General features: G+C 33.0%; 15 protein-coding genes. 8 read left to right on the plus strand and 7 right to left on the minus strand.

Features of this window, described 5'->3' with window-relative positions:
• Positions 1-145: 145 nt before the first annotated feature.
• The 7 genes from ACFS6I_RS08525 (at position 146) to ACFS6I_RS08555 (ending at position 8,768) form a co-directional block, all read left to right on the plus strand.
• Positions 146-1,297, plus strand: coding sequence for a Pycsar system effector family protein (locus ACFS6I_RS08525; RefSeq protein ID WP_380919647.1), 1,152 nt, complete (start codon positions 146-148; stop codon positions 1,295-1,297).
• Positions 1,298-1,300: 3 nt separating this feature from the next.
• The gene (gene ppk1 / locus ACFS6I_RS08530; RefSeq protein WP_380919649.1) at positions 1,301-3,358 is read left to right on the plus strand and encodes a polyphosphate kinase 1; all 2,058 of its coding nucleotides are present in this window, start codon (positions 1,301-1,303) and stop codon (positions 3,356-3,358) included.
• Positions 3,351-4,226: an SdiA-regulated domain-containing protein gene (locus tag ACFS6I_RS08535; RefSeq protein ID WP_380919651.1), complete on the plus strand. Its 876-nt coding sequence runs from the start codon at positions 3,351-3,353 to the stop codon at positions 4,224-4,226. The genes ppk1 and ACFS6I_RS08535 overlap by 8 nt, the downstream gene beginning before the upstream one ends.
• A 3-nt stretch (positions 4,227-4,229) precedes the next feature.
• On the plus strand, positions 4,230-5,339 hold the full coding sequence (locus ACFS6I_RS08540) for a metallophosphoesterase (protein WP_084825382.1): 1,110 nt from the start codon (positions 4,230-4,232) through the stop codon (positions 5,337-5,339).
• Between the two features lie 74 nt (positions 5,340-5,413).
• Positions 5,414-7,753, plus strand: a complete 2,340-nt coding sequence (locus ACFS6I_RS08545; protein ID WP_380919653.1) for a hypothetical protein — start codon at positions 5,414-5,416, stop codon at positions 7,751-7,753.
• Between the two features lie 111 nt (positions 7,754-7,864).
• Positions 7,865-8,407 (plus strand): YceI family protein, encoded by a 543-nt coding sequence (locus tag ACFS6I_RS08550; RefSeq protein WP_183912899.1) that lies wholly within the window; start codon positions 7,865-7,867, stop codon positions 8,405-8,407.
• A gap of 10 nt (positions 8,408-8,417) precedes the next feature.
• Positions 8,418-8,768 (plus strand): ArsC/Spx/MgsR family protein, encoded by a 351-nt coding sequence (locus tag ACFS6I_RS08555; RefSeq protein WP_380919656.1) that lies wholly within the window; start codon positions 8,418-8,420, stop codon positions 8,766-8,768.
• Positions 8,769-8,832: 64 nt separating this feature from the next.
• On the opposite strand, the gene truA is transcribed toward ACFS6I_RS08555, so the two are convergent.
• Together truA and ACFS6I_RS08565 are read right to left on the minus strand one after the other, a co-directional pair.
• Positions 8,833-9,633: a tRNA pseudouridine(38-40) synthase TruA gene (gene truA, locus ACFS6I_RS08560; RefSeq protein WP_132768392.1), complete on the minus strand. Its 801-nt coding sequence runs from the start codon at positions 9,631-9,633 to the stop codon at positions 8,833-8,835.
• Positions 9,634-9,722: 89 nt separating this feature from the next.
• The gene (locus ACFS6I_RS08565; protein ID WP_021188328.1) at positions 9,723-10,259 is read right to left on the minus strand and encodes a YfiT family bacillithiol transferase; all 537 of its coding nucleotides are present in this window, start codon (positions 10,257-10,259) and stop codon (positions 9,723-9,725) included.
• Between the two features lie 767 nt (positions 10,260-11,026).
• On the opposite strand from ACFS6I_RS08565, the gene ACFS6I_RS08570 reads away from it, so the two are divergent.
• Positions 11,027-11,866, plus strand: coding sequence for a hypothetical protein (locus tag ACFS6I_RS08570; protein ID WP_380919658.1), 840 nt, complete (start codon positions 11,027-11,029; stop codon positions 11,864-11,866).
• A 109-nt stretch (positions 11,867-11,975) separates the two neighbouring features.
• On the opposite strand, the gene ACFS6I_RS08575 is transcribed toward ACFS6I_RS08570, so the two are convergent.
• The 5 genes from ACFS6I_RS08575 to rocD form a co-directional block, all read right to left on the minus strand.
• The gene (locus tag ACFS6I_RS08575) at positions 11,976-14,513 is read right to left on the minus strand and encodes a TonB-dependent receptor domain-containing protein (protein WP_380919660.1); all 2,538 of its coding nucleotides are present in this window, start codon (positions 14,511-14,513) and stop codon (positions 11,976-11,978) included.
• A gap of 165 nt (positions 14,514-14,678) precedes the next feature.
• On the minus strand, positions 14,679-15,365 hold the full coding sequence (locus ACFS6I_RS08580) for a LytR/AlgR family response regulator transcription factor (protein ID WP_380919662.1): 687 nt from the start codon (positions 15,363-15,365) through the stop codon (positions 14,679-14,681).
• A complete protein-coding gene (locus tag ACFS6I_RS08585; protein ID WP_132768384.1) occupies positions 15,355-16,395 on the minus strand; it encodes a sensor histidine kinase in 1,041 nt (346 codons plus the stop codon). The genes ACFS6I_RS08580 and ACFS6I_RS08585 overlap by 11 nt, the downstream gene beginning before the upstream one ends.
• Positions 16,396-16,651: 256 nt before the next feature.
• Positions 16,652-17,620 (minus strand): arginase, encoded by a 969-nt coding sequence (locus tag ACFS6I_RS08590; RefSeq protein WP_168126653.1) that lies wholly within the window; start codon positions 17,618-17,620, stop codon positions 16,652-16,654.
• Positions 17,617-18,885: an ornithine--oxo-acid transaminase gene (rocD, locus tag ACFS6I_RS08595; protein WP_380919665.1), complete on the minus strand. Its 1,269-nt coding sequence runs from the start codon at positions 18,883-18,885 to the stop codon at positions 17,617-17,619. Before rocD ends, ACFS6I_RS08590 begins: the two co-directional genes overlap by 4 nt.
• Positions 18,886-18,920 lie beyond the last annotated feature (35 nt).

Below are 18,920 nucleotides of genomic sequence, written 5' to 3' on the forward strand. Positions count from 1 at the left end.
ATTATTTTCATCCATATCTGCCAAAAATAAATGATCTTTGTTTGGATGGATCTTAAGAAGATATTATTTAATTCTTATCTTTAAATAATAGTAATGTATATTGAATCAGTATTGATTACGATCAACCCGAACTAATTTATATTTTATGGACTACTCTCAATTGATAAAGGAAACGGCCGAATTTGTACATAAGTTTATGGACGAACATGACCTTTCAAAATTCAGCTTCCATAATGATGCACATACGCAGCAGGTTGTGGATGCAGTTCAGAAAATGGCAAGTTATTATAATCTTGAAGAGCGCGACACCGCAATTGTAACGTTATCAGCCTATTTTCATGATCTTGGTTATTGTGTTCATGGCAAAGATAGTCATGAAGAGAGGAGTGCGGCCATTGCTTCAGATTTCCTTCATTCAAAAGATGTTGATGATAGTTTTATTCAGTCTGTGTCTGGCTGTATATTAGCGACAAAATTACCGCAATCACCAAAGAATCTATTGGAAGAAATTGTTTGTGATGCTGATTTATTTCACTTAGGCAGCGATCGCTTTGATGCCCGCAATAAATTGATGCGTCAAGAAGCGAAAGCTTGTGGATATGTAGTGAGTAAAGATGAGTGGCGAAAAAATACGATTAAATTAATGGAAGATCATCATTATCATACGGATTATGGTCGTAATTTACTAGAAAATAAAAAGCAGCAGAATATGACGGTTTTGAAACAAAAAGAAAATTCTGGAACTGCTGATCAAGAAAAAAAGAACGGGAGACCTGAAAGAGGGATTGAGACAATGTTTCGCATCACCTCGACTAATAATCAGCGTTTAAGTGATATGGCTGATAATAAATCCAATATCCTAATCACTGTTAATTCGATAATATTATCTGTTGTTATTGCGCTCCTATTACGTAAATTAGACAATAATGCTCATTTAATATTTCCTACATCAATTTTATTATTTACTAGTTTAGCAACTATGGTGATTGCTATTTTGGCAACGCGACCATCTGTTCCGGACGGAAAATACACCGATGAAGATTTGAAAAGTAAAAAGGTCAATTTGTTGTTTTTTGGTAACTTTTACAGAATGAATCTAGAGAGTTATAATAGCGGAATGAAACTTATGATGGAAGAGCGTGATTATCTGTATAGTACTTTAATAAAAGATGTCTATTCTCAGGGTGTTGTGTTGGGCAGAAAGTTCAAATTACTTCGATTAGCTTATAATATTTTTATGTACGGGTTGATTGTATCCGTATGTGCGTTTATTATTGTTGTATTGATTAATTCCTAATGTATGCTAAACATTGAAAGTGAAGAAGTGAGTTCACGTCTTTATAATCGTGATTTGAGCTGGTTATCGTTTAATGAGCGTATTTTGAGAGAAGCAGGTAAAAAACAAGTTCCGCTATTAGAGAGCATTAATTTTTTAGCAATTTTCTCTTCAAATCTGGACGAATTTTATCGGGTTAGAATGCCCGTACTGCTTGCTTTGAAAAAGATTAAACATCAGGAAAACATAGATAATGACTCGCAAGACGTTAAAATTTATAAACATGTCAAGTTACGCATAAAAAAACAGTTATCTCTTTTTGGAAGTATCTTGGTAAGTGAAATCATTCCTGCTTTAAAATCAGCTAACATTCATTTCATCTATAATGAAACAATCCCCTATACTATTGTTAACCAAACTAAAGATTATTTTTATGAACGGATTGCATCATACTTAGAAATATCTATTATTGAAGATGTCACTTTTTTTCCAAAAAACAATCAACTTTATTTTGTTTTTTCTTTCAAAGAAGGGGAACTTGATAAGTTGGGAGTGATTTCTATTCCGTCGGATCAAGTTCCCAGATTCTATTATGTTGCCACTGAAGATAAAAAGTATATTGTTTTTATTGACGATATTATTAGGCAAAACTTTCCAGATATTTTCAAAGATCACTTCATTACAGGTATGTATTCATTTAAGGTGACTCGTGATGCAGAGTTGGAGTTAAATAATGAATTTGAAGGCTCGTTGCTTCTGAAAATTGAAAAGCAGATCAGAAAAAGAGATTTTGGGCTAGCGACACGTTTACTCTATCAGCCAGATCTTCCAGATGATCTTTTAAGTGCATTGATTAAGTTGTTTAAACTTCGCAAATCTAGTTGTATCAAAGGAGGTAACTATCATAATCTAAAAGATTTTTTTTCTTTTCCGATTGATAAAAAAGAGTGGAAATATAGACCTCAACCTCCAATACCTTATCGGTTTAAATCTTCATTTTTATCTTTGTTAGATGAAATTAGTGTTGAAGACATCCTCGTTAATACTCCCTACGAGTCTTATGATGTGGTGCTTAGATTTTTTAATGAGGCAGCGGTTCGTCGAGATGTAGAAGAAATATATATATCCATTTATCGGGTAGCTAGTGATTCTAAAATTCTACATGCATTATTAAATGCAGTCAAAAATGGGAAAAAAGTAACTGTTTTCGTGGAATTAAAAGCGAGATTTGATGAGGAAAATAATATTTATTGGGCAAAGAAATTAAAAGCAGCAGGTGCAAATGTACTATATAGTATTCCAAATTTAAAAGTGCATGCTAAAATTGCTTTAGTAAAAACAAAACAAGGTAATGCCGTCCAGTTTTTCGGTTTACTTTCTACGGGCAATCTGAATGAAAAAACAGCCCATAGGTATGCTGATCATGTTTTATTGACTGCTCAGCAAGAAATCTTACAAGAAGTAATGGAGGTGTTTAATGTGTTAAAAAAAAGACGAGATCAAACTTCCTATTATAGTACTCATTTCAAGTATTTACTGGTGTCACAATATAATTTGGCAACAGGTTTTATGCAGCTCATCGATCAGGAAATTGCATCTGCAAAGATGGGATTACCAGCATGGATCATTATTAAGGTCAATAATTTAGAAGAAAAGGGCATGATCCAAAAGTTGTATGAGGCAAGTCAAGCTGGAGTGGTAATTCAATTAATAGTCAGGAGTATCTGTCGTCTAATACCGGGTGTTGCTGGTCTAAGTGAAAATATTAGCGTTAGACGTATCGTAGATAGATACTTAGAACATAGTAGAGTTTTTATATTTAACAATAATGGTCAAGAACAGGTGTATTTAGGATCGGCAGACTGGATGCACCGTAATATATACAATAGGATAGAAGTTTGTTTTCCGATTGTTAATAGACGATTAAAAAAGGAGATTCAAACAATTATTGCTATACAATTGGAAGACGATACGTCTGCTGAAGTTCTGGATGAACATATGGATTCCATCGAAAGATCTGTTGATAAAGGTATTCGCGCCCAAGAGTGTATTTATGATTATTGTAAACAACTAAATGAGTAAGGAAATGAATGGTAGAAAATTATTATTGATATGTATGCCTATTGCTAGTCTATTTTTCTTGACAGCATGTGCACAAACTACTCAAGTTTATAGGAGTCCAAAGGGCTATGATTTCAATAAAGGAGAAAAATTATTTTTACCAGATGCTCTTCATGAACTATCTGGAATAGCATTTCCTGCAGAAAGCTCCAAACATATCTTTGCAAACGAGGATGAAAATGGTCTGGTGTATTATTTTGCGCCAGGTGAACACCAGTACCAGCAGATCAAGTTTGCAAAGAAAGGTGACTACGAGGGAATTGCCATCAGTAATGGATATATTGTAGTGCTAGAAAGTAAAGGTACAGTCTATTCGTTTCCTTACAGTGATATACTTCAAAGGGAAGCTACAAATGTTAAAGTAGGAAAAGACCTGATTCCTAAAGCTGAATATGAATCACTAGCGGCCTCTCAATCAGACAGTTTATTGTATATTATATGTAAGAAATGTGCTGTTGATAAATCGTCTAGCACAGTTACTGGTTATGTATTGGGACTTTCTAAAGAGGGTGATTTTTTCAAAAAAGGGGAATTTAAAATTGATGAGAAACAAATTGACTTAATTAGTAGTTTAAAAGGAAAACAGTTTCGGCCATCAGCTTTGACTAAAAACAAGCGGACAAACGAGTGGTATATTTTGTCCTCGATTAATAAAATGTTAGTTGTTGCAAATGAAAAATGGGAGGTGGTTGGCGCATTTCCATTAGATCCGTCACTTTTTAATCAGCCTGAAGCTATTGCCTTTGATGATTCGGGCAGTTTATATATTGGTAATGAGGGTGGAGATAAAGCAAATAAAGCAACATTATTAAAATTTAAATTGAATTAAAAGATGTTGAAATTTTTATGTGTTACACTTCTTTCATTTTTAATGACTGGGGTATTTGCACAAGATAGTGTAGTAAACCGAGTTATTTTTATTGGTGATGCCGGTGAGATTAATTTTAAACAGGAAACGATTATTCCACTTGCCGCCGCACTGGTTTTAAAAGGGAAGACAACTGTTATGTTTTTGGGGGATAATATCTACCCCAGTGGTATGGGGCTACCCGGTAGTAAGGAAGAATTGGAAACAGCATCGATCTTAAGGTCACAGTATGAACCTATGCGAGCTGCTGATGCACCGGTATATTTTATACCCGGCAATCATGATTGGGATAAGATGGGGAAACAGGGACTAGCAAAGATCAGAGCTCAAGGAAATTTTCTGGATGCACAACAAGATTCACTTTTGCAATTAGTTCCTAAAAATGGCTGTCCTGATCCGGTAGAAATTCCTATTTCAGATCATCTGGTTATTATTGCCTATGATAGTGAATGGTGGCTTTTTCCTCATGAAAAGATCGATACTAATATTAGATGTGGCTGTGATTCTGAAGTTAAAGTTATAGAAAAACTGAAGGAATTGGTTCATAAGAATAAGAATAAAACAATTTTGGTTGCTTCACATCATCCTTTCTATTCATACGGTGTTCATGCGGGTTACTATTCGTGGAAGGACCATATTTTTCCACTTACAATATTGAATAAAAATTTTTACCTTCCATTACCTGTAATTGGATCATTGTATCCATTAATGAGATCAACAGTGTTTTCAAATCCTGAAGATATGAATCATTCGGATTACAAACGTTTAAAACTACAAGTAAATGCGGTATTTGAGGGAGTTCCGAATTATGTTTACATATCTGGTCACGATCACGGCTTACAGTTTATAAAAAAAAGAGATCAATATCAAATTGTTAGCGGTTCTGGAGCAAAAAGCTCATCTATAAAAAGTAATAGTAACTTACTTTATAAAAATTCAATGCAGGGTTTTGTTACTGTGGATCTATTATTGGATAGAAGTACTCAGATTACTTATTATACTTACGATAATAAGGGTATTAAGGCAGATTATGCATACCGGATACCTTATAAAACAGAAATCACAAATAAATAACGAACTGAATCTACTCTGCATAACATTCCCATCTTAAATGTGATGGGTCGTGTTAGTAATTTAATTTTTTTAATATGCAATCAGCATTATTTACTATAATAAATGAGGAGGAAGATCAATTTCCTGAAATTGAAACCCACCTTTCTTTTGACCCATTTTTGAATTATCTGAAAAGAAAAGGTGAAAATGAAATATCAATTAAAAAGAACTTTTTAGCTAGTGTATTAAAGGATTTTAATCAAGCATTTGCAAAATATGGTCCTTTGGATAAGCACAATATTCACCAATTTGAAAACGAATTTAGATTAATTCATGCATCTTTAAATCCAGTATTACAAGATGATGAGGACACTTATTGGGCATTGGGCTTTCCTTTAGGACAAAAAATATGTTTTGGAACAGATAAATTCTATGCTTTACTTGAACAGTATAGATGTGATAATCAACTTGCTTTAGCACATGATTCTGTTGGGTTTTCTGAGAAAATCCAGATGTTGTATTCATTTATATTAGAAAGGTTATATGGGATAAAATCTGCAAAGCATTTTGAGATAATTCATTCCTTTATCGATGCATTGACTGGACTACAAAAGTATTACCGGATCAATATCGATCATACTTTTGTAGATGTAAAAGTAATCGGAAATTTACCTGTTTTTGATCGGATAAAAGTAATTGATGAGTTTTCAAAAACATTAAATTTTGAGATAATAAAAACTTTGATTCCATTGAATAAAATCAAAATGGATGGTTTTTCTATTTTAACAGTTACAGATATTACTGAGCAACAGGCGCTTGAAAATATAAAAAATATCATTATAAGGGGAATTGATGAAGCAGATTCTTATGGACACGTGATTATGGCGTTAAGGACATTAGCAGGAAATCCTGCTATTGAATTTTCTCTTTTACCTTTTTTTAAGTTGAATCACAAAGTCGTATTTGATTTTAAAGAAAAGAAAACGTCAGCTTTATTGGATTTATTAAAAATTAATAAAGGAAGTGAGCAACGTATTCAAGAGTTGCTGGATGAATTTATTAAGCAACCCCAAATTCTTGTTTTTAGTAAAGATTTTCCTATTGAAGATAAAACTATGTCGTTCCTTTGGGAACGACTGAAAGATCTGGGCATCGTCAACTATGCATTGATTCCCATAGCCCATAATAAAGAGATCGTTGGTGTTATCGAAGTCTTTACAAAAACAGATGCAGTTCTTGATGAACAGATTTTGGCTCGAATATTTAGTGCAAGTACCTTACTAGCACAGTTGTTAAAAGATGAAATTGTTGAGTTTCAGACAAAAATAAACGAGGTTATAAAGGAAAAATTTACATCTCTTCAATCTGCAGTACAGTGGAAGTTTAATCAAGAGGCTTGGGAATATTTACAAAGAATAGAACAAGATAAACCTAAACCTATTATTGGTGATATTAAATTTGAACAAATATATCCGTTGTACGGTGCCATCGATATTCGAAATTCAACTATTGAAAGAAATAAGGCGGCTTTTCAGGACATGATTGTTCAATTAGAATTATTGGAGAATGTCTTAATTCAATTGAAACACTTAAATAGTATTGTTATTCTTGATGAAATGATTTTCAACTGCCGCAGATGGTTACAGGAAATTAATGAAGAATTAATGGATAGTATGCAGATTCAGCTTAATGACTTTTTTAATCAAAATGTGGCTGAAGTTCTCACTTATTTTAAGGAGAATTTAAAAGAATCTCATCCGATTATTGCCGCATATGAAAATGCTATCCATCCTTTAAATGGGGTTGTTTATAAAAATCGTAATGTTTTAGAAAAATCGATACGTTTAATTAATAGTGGAATAAGTGGTTATCTGGAGTTATTTGAAAAGGAATTGCAAAATTCTTACCCTTGTTATTTTGAAAAATTTAGATCAGATGGTATTGAATATGATATTTACATAGGCCAATCTATCGCTCCAGACAAAAAGTTCAATGAGATATACTTAAAAAATATCCGACTTTGGCAATTGACGTCAATGGCGGCGATTGCAAAAATTACACATAGTCTGTTGGATCAAATGGAGAAACGCTTACTAACAACGCAGCTTATTTTTGTTAATGCTACATTGATCGATATTAATTTTAGAACAGATGAACACCGATTTGATGTAGAGGGAGCTTATAATATTCGCTATCAGATTATAAAAAAGAGAATCGATAAAGTGACTATTAAAGGTTCGAACGAACGCCTTACTCAGCCGGGTAAAATTGCTATTGTCTATTTTACAAAACGTGAGGAAAAGGAATATTTAGGATATATTCAATATCTACAAAAGAGCGGATCTTTATTAGATGATCTAGAAGAATTGGAATTGGAAGAATTACAGGGTGTTAAAGGATTGCAAGCGTTGAGAATAGGAATTAATTTAGCCTAAAGTAGCATACTAAACGTATCAAACAAATGATCTAAATCAATTTTTAGATTTTTAGTAATCCTTATTTTTGCAATTATTAGATATCTACCTAATTAATTAAAATAACAGTATATGGCAACATACAAATGGTCAATAGACCCAAGTCATAGTGAAGTCGCTTTTAAAGTGAAACACTTAATGATTACAACGATAACAGGTTATTTTGGGAAGTTCACACTTGATCTTGAAACTACTTCTAATGATTTTAATACCGCTAAGAATATAGCATTTAAAGCGGAGATAAATTCTATCAATACCAATGATACACAAAGAGACGAACATTTGAAGTCAGCTGATTTTTTTAATGCTGAAGCCTACCGTTATTTAGAATTTACTGGTGTTAAATATGTAGGCATCGGGGATGAAGCGCAACTAACCGGAAATTTGACAATAGGAAATATTACCAAAGCTATTACATTACAAGTTTTGTTTGGCGGGATTGTGGTCGATAGTTATGGCCAAACAAAAGCAGGCTTTTCTTTAAGCGGGCAACTTAGTCGTAAGGAATTTGGTTTAACATGGGATGCTGTTACAGAAGCTGGTAATATTGTGGTTAGTGATGAAGTACGAATTAGTGCTGAAGTTCAGGTGATTAAAAAAGATATAATACTCTAGATTTTGGATCATGATAAAGATATATCATAACAAATTGTGTAGTAAAAGCTGTGCTGTATTAGATTTATTGAAATCGAAAGATGTAGATTTATCAATACGGGAGTATCTTCAAGATGTTCCTAGTAAAGATGAATTGCTTGAGCTGGTCACTTTACTTCAATTAAAACCTCTTGAGCTGATACGACGTAATGAATCAATTTTTCAAGAAAAGTTTAAAAATCTTGTTCTTTCGGATGAAGAATGGATCTCCGTTATGTTGGAGTATCCTATTCTAATTGAGCGTCCTATTGTTGTAAAAGATGGTGAGGCCGTTATTGGTCGACCGATTGATAAAGTAATAACACTAATATCAGAAGATTAACATTATTTGTTATGAAAAGTATCTAGATAGGATTGCATAGTTTATTTTTTTTAATATTGGGTATCTAAATAGAAATCCAGTCGGAACTTTGGGAAGGTGTTAAAAAATCAGTGCGTGGTGGAAGATTTAGGTATGGATAGTTAACTTTGGATAGATACAAACCTATTGGATGGGCCGGTCTCAATATTTTGGGAAGTTCTAATGTAATTAAATGATTTTCAAATTCATCAATACTTAGTTCCCCATTACCTATTTTTAAAAGTTTACCGGTTAGAATTCTGATCATCTTACCTAAAAATCTATTACTGGAAATATTAAACCGAATTCTATCACCTTTTGTATTGACAAAGATTCCTGCAGCTGTTACGTGGCAGATTGTATGTTCATTTTTATCAGGATGTGTGCAAAAGGGACGAAAATCCTTATATTTTAAGAGCAATTTTGCAGCTTCACTCATTTTGTCCAAATTTAATTTGGGATATAAATATAATGAGCTTTGATTGCTTAAGAAAGGATCTTTGTACGTGTGAATAAAGTAATCATATTCTCTATGCACTGCATCAAAACGAGCATGCGGCTTACCTTCCATTTTTATTATATCGTAAATGGCGATGTTATCAGGAAGAGCCTTATTGAGTCGAAATAATAAGTCGAAATCATACTCTTTCTCAATATCCGCATGAAAAAAGTACTGACTAGCGTGGACTTGAGCATCTGTACGGCCACAACCAAATATGGTGGTTGGTACTTTTAATACTTTATGGAGTGTATTTTCCAAAACTTCTTGTACGCTTTCTACATCAGGTTGTCTTTGCCAACCATTATAATTCTGACCCTGATAGGCGATATGGAAAAAATATCTCAATTTACCTTTTTAATTTAATGCAATTTTACAAAAAAATGCTAGCTTATTTTTTATAAAAAACTTTTTACCTTCATAATATTTCAAATTGACTATTCCTTATTCATTTTTGCGATTTTAATATGTGCAAGATGATGCTCACAATGCCAAGCATACAGTCCAATATTTGTTTTAATATTAATGAGTTCGTTCGAATCAGGATGTCTAAATTGTCTGGCCATATCCGAAGGTGTCATATTTTGTAGTAAAACTACCCAGCGGTAATGTAGAGCTTCTAGCATATTTATAGAAGAATTAATAGCAAGTTCTTTTGAGTCAATAAGTTCTGCCCAAAGATCTTCAGCATATGGTTTTATAACGGGTATATCTTCTGTCAAAGCTAGTTTAAATCTGATTAAACTATTCATGTGGCTGTCAGCACAATGATGTATTATTTGTCTTATTGACCAACCATTAGGTCTATAGGTTTTTTGTAATGCTTCTTCGGATAATTCTTGAACTTCTTTTTTTAGAAGATCTGGGAAAGATTGTATAATTCCAATCCATTTTGTTATCGTTCCATTATCTATTGTATTTGGCGCAATAAATTTACCAATTGGAAACTTCAGTTTATCGATATTAGATTTCATATCTATGTATAAGTTCTTATGTTTTTAACGTCATTATCGAGCTTCCTGAAAAGATCACTTATTTCTTTTATTTCGAATTACGTATGTATTAATACGGCTCTTAATTCCTTTACAGCGATAAATCATTGTTTTAATAATACGATTAATAATGCGATAGCAAAAATAACCTATTACAGATACAGTTAAGATTATTATTGTATTATCAACCCATTTTGGTAATAGATGATTTAGCAAAAAATATCCCATGAAGATCAGGTATGCTACTAAATAAAGTATGATGTAAAAGCTCTTTTTCCAACCAAACCAAGCTGAGAGATATAAATAGCTACTGATTAATCCAATACATGGTAATATGTAAACAAGGTTTGTATCAGCTAACTTATCATCAAAAGGAGCATAGAAGAATTTACTGATCAGGATGATTATAGCTAAATTAAAAATAAATTTAAGGATCCAGTGGATATTATATATGTACATAAGTTTTATATAATTATTAAAGACAGTTGCCAGGTTTTCAACGTATTTTACTATAAACTATGGGAACAGACCAATAATTGAAAACCGAAAAATTAAAATTAACAAATTTCGGTTCGAAAAACTAATTATAAATATGAAACAACTTGCCTAATCGGTCATAAGACATTTCTAGTTTATTCGGAATATTTATTTATGCATTTAGATTATTGTGTATTATTTTCTTAATTTTTAAACTAAAAATATGATTCGGTTGTTTAATAATCGAGTATACATTACAAGAAATCACGATCATGGAAACAATTGTTTTTTTAACCGATTTTTCTGTTCCTGCTAGACATGCTTTCGATCAACTCTTGACCCTTGCTAAGCAAACAGCTATAAAAAAAGTCATCATATACCACTCCTTAGGGTATCTAAATGGAGGATTTTACTATGTCGGCGAGTTTATACCGCCACCAATTCTTGTAGATGAAACAGATATTGTGGCAGTAGACTCAAAAATGCTTCTTTTGAAACAGGAATTATTAAATGTTTCACCAGCTACAAACGTCCATACAAGACATGATAGTTTTACTGTTTTAGATGGCATTGAGCGAATTTCCGAAGAGGGGCATGTTGACCTAGTTATTGCTGGCATGAGAGGAAATGATGATAATGGTAAAAATAGTATTGGTACTATTACTAATGAGCTGATACAGGCACATCTATATAACCTTTTATTGGTGCCAGATATGGATAAAGCACATATCTTTAAAAATGTGATCCTTGCAGTGGATCTAATGCATTTAGATGAACGATTGCCCGTGAAAACAATATTTCATTTACAAGAATTGTTATCTTTAAGATGGTATGTTGTAAATGTAAGTGTTCAAGGGAAGCATAAGGCAGCTGATTTAATTGAGGAACAATCTTTTTTGCATGCAAGTTTAGATAGTCTTGAACCGACTTACTCTTATTTGGAAGGTGAAGATTTTGTTGAGAAACTAAATGTATATGTTCAAGAACATAATATTCATGTATTGATCACTGTACCCCGTAAACTTGGATTTATCGCTTCGTTTTTTCAAAAAAGTGCCTCAAAAAAATTGGCAGTTAATGCCAAGGTCCCTATTTTAATGTTAGTATCTTAATCAACTTCTTCATTTTTGTAAGTTAAATCAATTAGATTAAAATAAAGTAAAGGGGTGTATATAGATTAAGATCTATATGCACCCCTCTATTTGTTATTGTACGGGTAGATTACTGCATCTGCATTCCTTCCATCGAATTTTGATTTTTGTTTTTCTTAAACATATTCATATCCATTTTTCCAAAGCGATAAGATAAGTTCAATTTGATTAGTTGAGGATTTGAAAGTCGATAATAAGATTGTGTAAACCCTTCTCCTGAAGATACAATTGTATTACCTCGGCTTCTGAAAATATCATTCACAGCTAAAGTTACTGAGGCAGCCTGATTTTTTAAGAAACTCTTTTTGAGAGCTAGATCGACACCATAAAAAGGTTTGATGTATCCTTGGGATGAGCTTTGTGCTTGATTCATTGGAGGACCAAATGACTGACCTTGTGTGACAGGCATATTTGTTTTGCCTTGATATTCAAATGCGACTTGAAGATTCCAATTGTTTTTAACATTAAAGGTGTTGTTCAATTTTCCAAATACTGTCCACATTGCTTCAGACGGGGTACTGTCGTCAACTTCTATTTTTGAATTATAGAAATTAAGGTCTGCGGTTAAATCCCACCATTTTTTAAGATTATTGGTATATGTAAATTCTGCACCATAGTTTTTACTAGAATTGGCATTAATATAGGTATTTATAAAATCCATCTTGCCTGTTACGGGATTTAATTCCTGAGTCAAAAATCTGGTAATCAAATTATTGGTAGATTTATAATAAACTGAAGCTAAAAAAGTGCCTTTTCCATGTGTTCTACTATACGAAAGCTCGCCAGAAGTCGTGAATTCAGGAACAAGATCGGCATTACCTTTCGTAATATTTAAGCTGTCTGTATAATCGATAACAGGTATCGTTTGAAAAAAATTAGGACGATTCACGCGACGCGTGACACTCATCTGGATTTGATCTTTTTCGGTCAGTTTTTTACTTAAAAACACAGATGGAAATAGGCTTAATGGATAATTGTTCTTAAATTTTTCATTAGTATTTAAAAGTTCTCCATTATAAGTTGAGTTTTCAGCACGTAGACCTACTTTATAGGATACCCAATCTTTAAAATTTCCTCCGAGTGAAACGTACGCGGCATAAACGCTATTTTTACTATCGTAATTAGCGGATGCTGAAGAAATATTTTTAAAGTCTTCTTCACCAATATCTTGTATTGAATTATCGTTGAGATTTTTTAATTTATTAATTTGGGCACGAAGACCGGTCTCCAATTTCATTCCATTTTTGAAAGGCTTAACATAGTCCGTTTGGATAGTAATAAATTTATTATTTCCAGAACCGATGTTCTGTTGTTTTTTTGTGCCTGTTATCTGGTTTATATCATTGAGATAATTTGTGGTGTAAAGACCGTTTGAATTATTATTACCTCCGAAATAATTAAAGTCAACAGTTAATTCCTCACCTTCTGTTTTAAATTTCTGCACTATTCCGGCCTGTAGACCTCTTGGTTTAAAGCTTCGTTCGGATTCCGAAATTCGATTGCTTAATGAGGTTTTTCCTCCAGATTGTGTTGATATTAGGGTTTCTTCATTTGGACGAAATTTCCCTTCAACCAAAACTCCGGCAATTGATAATGAAGTTCGTGGACTGAAATCATAATCTAAACCAAGTCTTCCAAAAGTGATCATACCTTTTGTTTTTCCTTCAATATCTTGATCTACAGTTGAATTTATGTTATTTATATTACTCGTTCTATGACTATCTCCTTCAGTATTCGTACGCATTCGCATATTCATTCCTGTAAATGACAGGTTTAATTTGTTTTGACGTGCATTGAGGCTTCCCATAAAATTAGTTCCGCCAAATCGATCTCCACCTAGGGTAACCATACCATTATATCCTGTTTTCTTATTTTTTTTAAGGATTATATTTAAAATTCCAGCCATACTTCCTGAAGCATCGTACTTTGCAGAAGGGTTTGTGATAATCTCTATTTTTTCGATGACATCTGCGGGGATCTGATCTGGTGAAAGTGTTGTAGGCTTTCCATCTACAAAAATGGTTGGTGCAGCATTTCTGAGCTTGACATTTCCATCGATATCTACTTGTACAGATGGCATATTACGAAGTACATCGATAGCAGTACCGCCAGTTGCTACGATGTTTTTTTCCACATTGAATACTTTTTTATCAATATCCATTTCCAATAAAGCCTTTCGGCCTGTGACAGTTACTTCTGCAAGTTGTTGATTGTCATTTTTAAGTACAATAGTTCCTATATTTTTGTTTAAGACTTTTTTATCATCACTATGATCAACATTTAGCTCGAGCGTTGCGTAACCTATTGAGCTGATTTTTAATTTCCAATTATTGGTATTAGAAATAGCTGAAAAGTTAAAATTTCCATTTTCCAGCGAACTTGTACTTCTTATTAATATTTCTCTTTCCTGATTGTTTTTTTGATCTTTGATAACCTGAAAGAGATTAATCGAAGCCTTTGAAATAGGTTTTCCTTGATTGTCTATAATTTGACCAAAGATTGTACCTTCAGACTTATTTACGTTTGTAGGTGAATTTTCAGCGGTATTTTGAGCATGCACAGTTGATATTGCAGTTGCTACAATAAGCGTTGATATATATCTTTTCATTATTCTTTTTTTATCGATTTGTTTATCCCTTTTTAATAGAGGTCTGATATACGACAAATTTGAGAAGGATTTTTAATCTACACAATGATCTGTAGACAGACAGCGTAAATGTGTAGACGAATGAAGTTATTGAAATAAATGTTATTATCGACAAGAGAATTTAATTTAGAAAATTTCTATATTTCCAACATATTTTTTGCCTACTGGCAGTGCAATCTCAGGAAGTGTTAATTTCGTTAGAGCGACGTGCTGAATTCTATTTTTGTTTACTATATATGAATTATGGATTCTTAAAAAATCTTTTACTGGCAGAATTTTTTCCATACCTCTTAGGTTACTACGGGTAAGAAGTGGAGCATCTCGATTTACCATATAGATTTTAACATAATCTTTTAATCCTTCTATGTAACTTATTTCATTGATAAATATTTTAATCTTTTTATACTCAACATTGACGACGATGTGATCTACTGTATTATTTTGATTTGCTCGTAAAAGCATAATGTCTTCAACCTTTCGAATAGCGCTAGTCAATCTTTCTTTTGCAATGGGTTTCAATAGATAATCCACTGCATTCAATTCAAAACCCTCCACAGCATATTGATGATATGCCGTAGTGAATATAAATAAAGGTGGATTAGTAATTTCCCGGATAAATTGTGTTCCTAATTTTTCCGGCATTTGTATATCCAAGAAAATCAGATCGACTTCATGATCTCTCAAGTAATCGACGACATCGATTGGCGAGTTAAACTTGTGCAGTATTTCAACCTTGTCAAAGCTTAATAAATCGTCTTCTAAGATGTTTAAAGCAAATGGTTCGTCGTCTATAAGTAAGCATTTAATTTTCATCGGTCATCAATTTGAGTAGTACCTGGAAATAACCGTCATCCGTTTTTGTAATGGAAAGATCATGACGATTTGGATATAACAGTTGCAAGCGACGCTGAACATTGGTTAATCCAATTCCTTCACTTGTTCGAAGTTCTGTATGCTGTAGTATTTTATTGCTGGACTTAAAAATTATACCGCCTGGAATCTGTGCGAATTGAAACTTGATTTCTGGACTGTTTTTACTGTCTACACCATATTTGAATGCATTCTCTACAAAATGAATAAATAGTAAAGGTGGTATCAATCTATTTTTTAGATTAGATTCAATTTCGAGATCCACATTTCCAGCTATCGGAAGACGGAGTGTTTGTAAGGCAATAAAATTCTGCATATGCTCGATTTCCTTAAAGAGCTCTACTTTTGCACCATCAACTTCATAGAGAATGTACCGCAATATTTCGGATAATTTGACGATCGTATCTTCAGAATCTGGTGATTGTTTACGGATCAACCAGCGGATGTTGTTAAGGGTGTTGAATAGGAAATGTGGACTGATCTGAAGTTTTAGAATTGTTAATTCTGCTTTTGTTTTCTCCAAAGCAATCTGCTTATTTAATTCTTTTTGCCTGGCCTGTTCCCCATATAGAAAAATCATGGATGAGGTAATTAAACAAAGTGAATATATAATTCCAGGCCCGATCACTAGTCGCACGAAAAGTATATTTTCTTTTGTGAAATGTGCCAATTCTCCATTAGGATTAAAGTATACAATAGCATAGTTTAGCGCGACATAGGATAAAAAAGCACAAGCAATTAAAAGCACCAGAAACTTTCTGCGTGTAAAGAAGTATTTTGGTGCGACATAATAGCAGTGTAAATAAAAATTTGTTGCCAAAAATATTATATTGGCTAGATGAGATAGAGCAGAGTAGGGCTTAAACTCCGAAATCTTATCTGGTTGATAGAGATAGGTGATAAAGGGAAGTAACAATAAAATGGTCCAGATGACTATGTCTAAATAGAATTTTCTGAAAAATTTGCCGATCATAACATTTTTTTAGCCAATATATTTAAGGTATATAACAAATAGTAGATCAGTTTAAATTTATCTTACCATTTTATTTTGTATCTTAAATACTTATAGTAACAATGTTACAAATTTTTAATTAGAATGTTACATGCTGAATCATTGTATATTGGGTTAAATGGTTGCGAATTCTCTGCATAACAATAATTGAACAATTGAAATTAGAAACTAATAATTCTTATTTTCAATTGTTCAATTCCAAGAAATCATATCGAAATTATGATACTGATTTTAAAGTTTCAATAGATGCTGTCACTTGGTCTAAAATTTCAAACGCAACCTCTGCCATTCTATTCCCTTGACTGTCTAAAAGGGGATTTACCTCTACAAATTCTAAGCAAACCACTTTATTAGATGCAATAATTTCTTGAAGCAATGATGTTATTTCCGTTTGATTAAATCCTTTGGGTACTGGTGTACCAGTACCGTTAGAAATTAGCTCGCTGTCCATACTGTCAACGTCAAATGAAACATAAATATGGTCACATCCTTCCAATTGCTGAAGGGTGCTCTGAACACAGGATTTTATTCCCATATCACGTAATTGCTCTACTTGGTATTTTTTTATATTCAGTTCCGCAATTAGATTTTCTTCTGGTAATTCGGTATCGCGAACACCAAAGTAGATCAGGTGTTCTGCTATTATTTTAGCTTGGGAAGTTCCTATTGTTTTTAATTTATTCCAATATTGTTTGGTTTCTGCATCAACATTATTAATTTGATTTTCTAAATTGTCCGTCCCTAATACCGCCGCTAAAGGCATTCCATGTAAATTACCAGAAGGTGTGGTATAGGGTGAATGTAAATCAGCATGGGCATCTATCCATATTACTCCTAATGTTTTTTCTGGATATGCCGACTTTATACCACTAATGGTACCAATTGCAGATGAATGGTCTCCTGAAAAAACCAGGGGAAACTGTTCTTCTAGTAAGCTATCTTCAACAGCTATTGCCAATAATTTGCACTGCTGTAAGACCTGCTTTATTCTCTTACCAAATGGATTAACAAGCGGATCATAAACTGTGTTATTGCGCGTTTGTATATCTATAAAATTATAGTTATTGAAGTATTGGCTTCCTTTATTAATTGCAGCAATTTCGATAGCGTCAATCCCTAGGTCGGAACCGCGGGTACCTGCTCCAATATCCGATCTATTTTTAATTAATTTAATCGATCTATTCATATTTTTTGTGCAAATTGATGAAGTGATTTTTCTATAATTGATAGACTTTCCGTAATTTGATCTTCTGTTATTACTAATGGGGGAGCTAATCTAATTTTATTACCGTGAGTAGGTTTGGCTAATAATCCATTTTCCTTAAATTTTAGACAAATTTCCCAAGCAGTATTATCTTCTTCTTTGCTATCTATTACAATTGCATTTAATAATCCTTTTCCTCTGACTTCTTTAATTATGGGACATCTTATCATCATTTCTTGAATGCCTTCTCTGAATATTATACCCATTTTTTCAGCATTTAATGCTAAATCCTCATCTATGATCACTTGAAGAGCTTCCATGGATACTGCACAGGCTAGGGGATTCCCACCATATGTTGAACCATGTTCTCCAGCTTTTATAGTCAGCATAATAGAATCGTCTGCTAGAACAGCAGAAACCGGAAGTACTCCTCCAGAAAGTGCTTTTCCTAAAATTAAAACATCAGGCTTTGTATTTGAATTGGTATCTTTAATATCAAAAGAGGCTAGCATATTTCCTGTTCTTGCAATACCAGTTTGAATTTCATCGACTATAAATAATACGTTGTAGTCTTTGCAAAGTGCTTTTATACGAGAAAGATAATCATCACTTGGAACGATAATTCCAGCTTCGCCCTGAATGGGTTCAACAATAAACCCAGCAATGTTCGTATCATTTTTTAGTAATTCTTCAAATGCTTGAACGTCGTTATAAGGCACTTGTGTAACCCCATCTAAGAAAGGTCCAAAATCTTTTCTTGCCGAATCATCATTTGAAGCAGAAATTACGGATATTGTTCTACCATGGAAGTTACCACTTGCGAAGACTATTTTGGCTTGATTTGCAGGAAGCCCTTTAACTAAGTAAGCCCACTTACGGCATAACTTCATGGCTGTTTCTACGGCTTCAACACCGGAATTCATAATTAAAGCTTTATCATAACCAAACAGATTACAAAGATACTCTTCAAAATCACCTAATTTATCACTATAAAATGCTCTAGAAGTTAAGGTAAGCTTTTCAGCTTGTTGGGTTAAGGCTTTAATAATCCTTGGATGACAATGTCCTTGATTTACCGCTGAGTATGCCGAAAGAAAATCAAAGTATCGGTTTTCTTCAACATCCCAGACAAATACTCCTTTCCCTTTTGCTAAAACCACAGGTAAGGGATGATAATTGTGGGCACCATATTTATTTTCCTTTGCAATGAATGCATTGCTTTTTGCTAAATTTGTTAAGTCTGCCATATTATTTGTAATTGGAATTATGAAATAAATGTACG

Source organism: Sphingobacterium anhuiense, assembly GCF_042686355.1.
GTDB classification, from domain to species: domain Bacteria; phylum Bacteroidota; class Bacteroidia; order Sphingobacteriales; family Sphingobacteriaceae; genus Sphingobacterium; species Sphingobacterium anhuiense.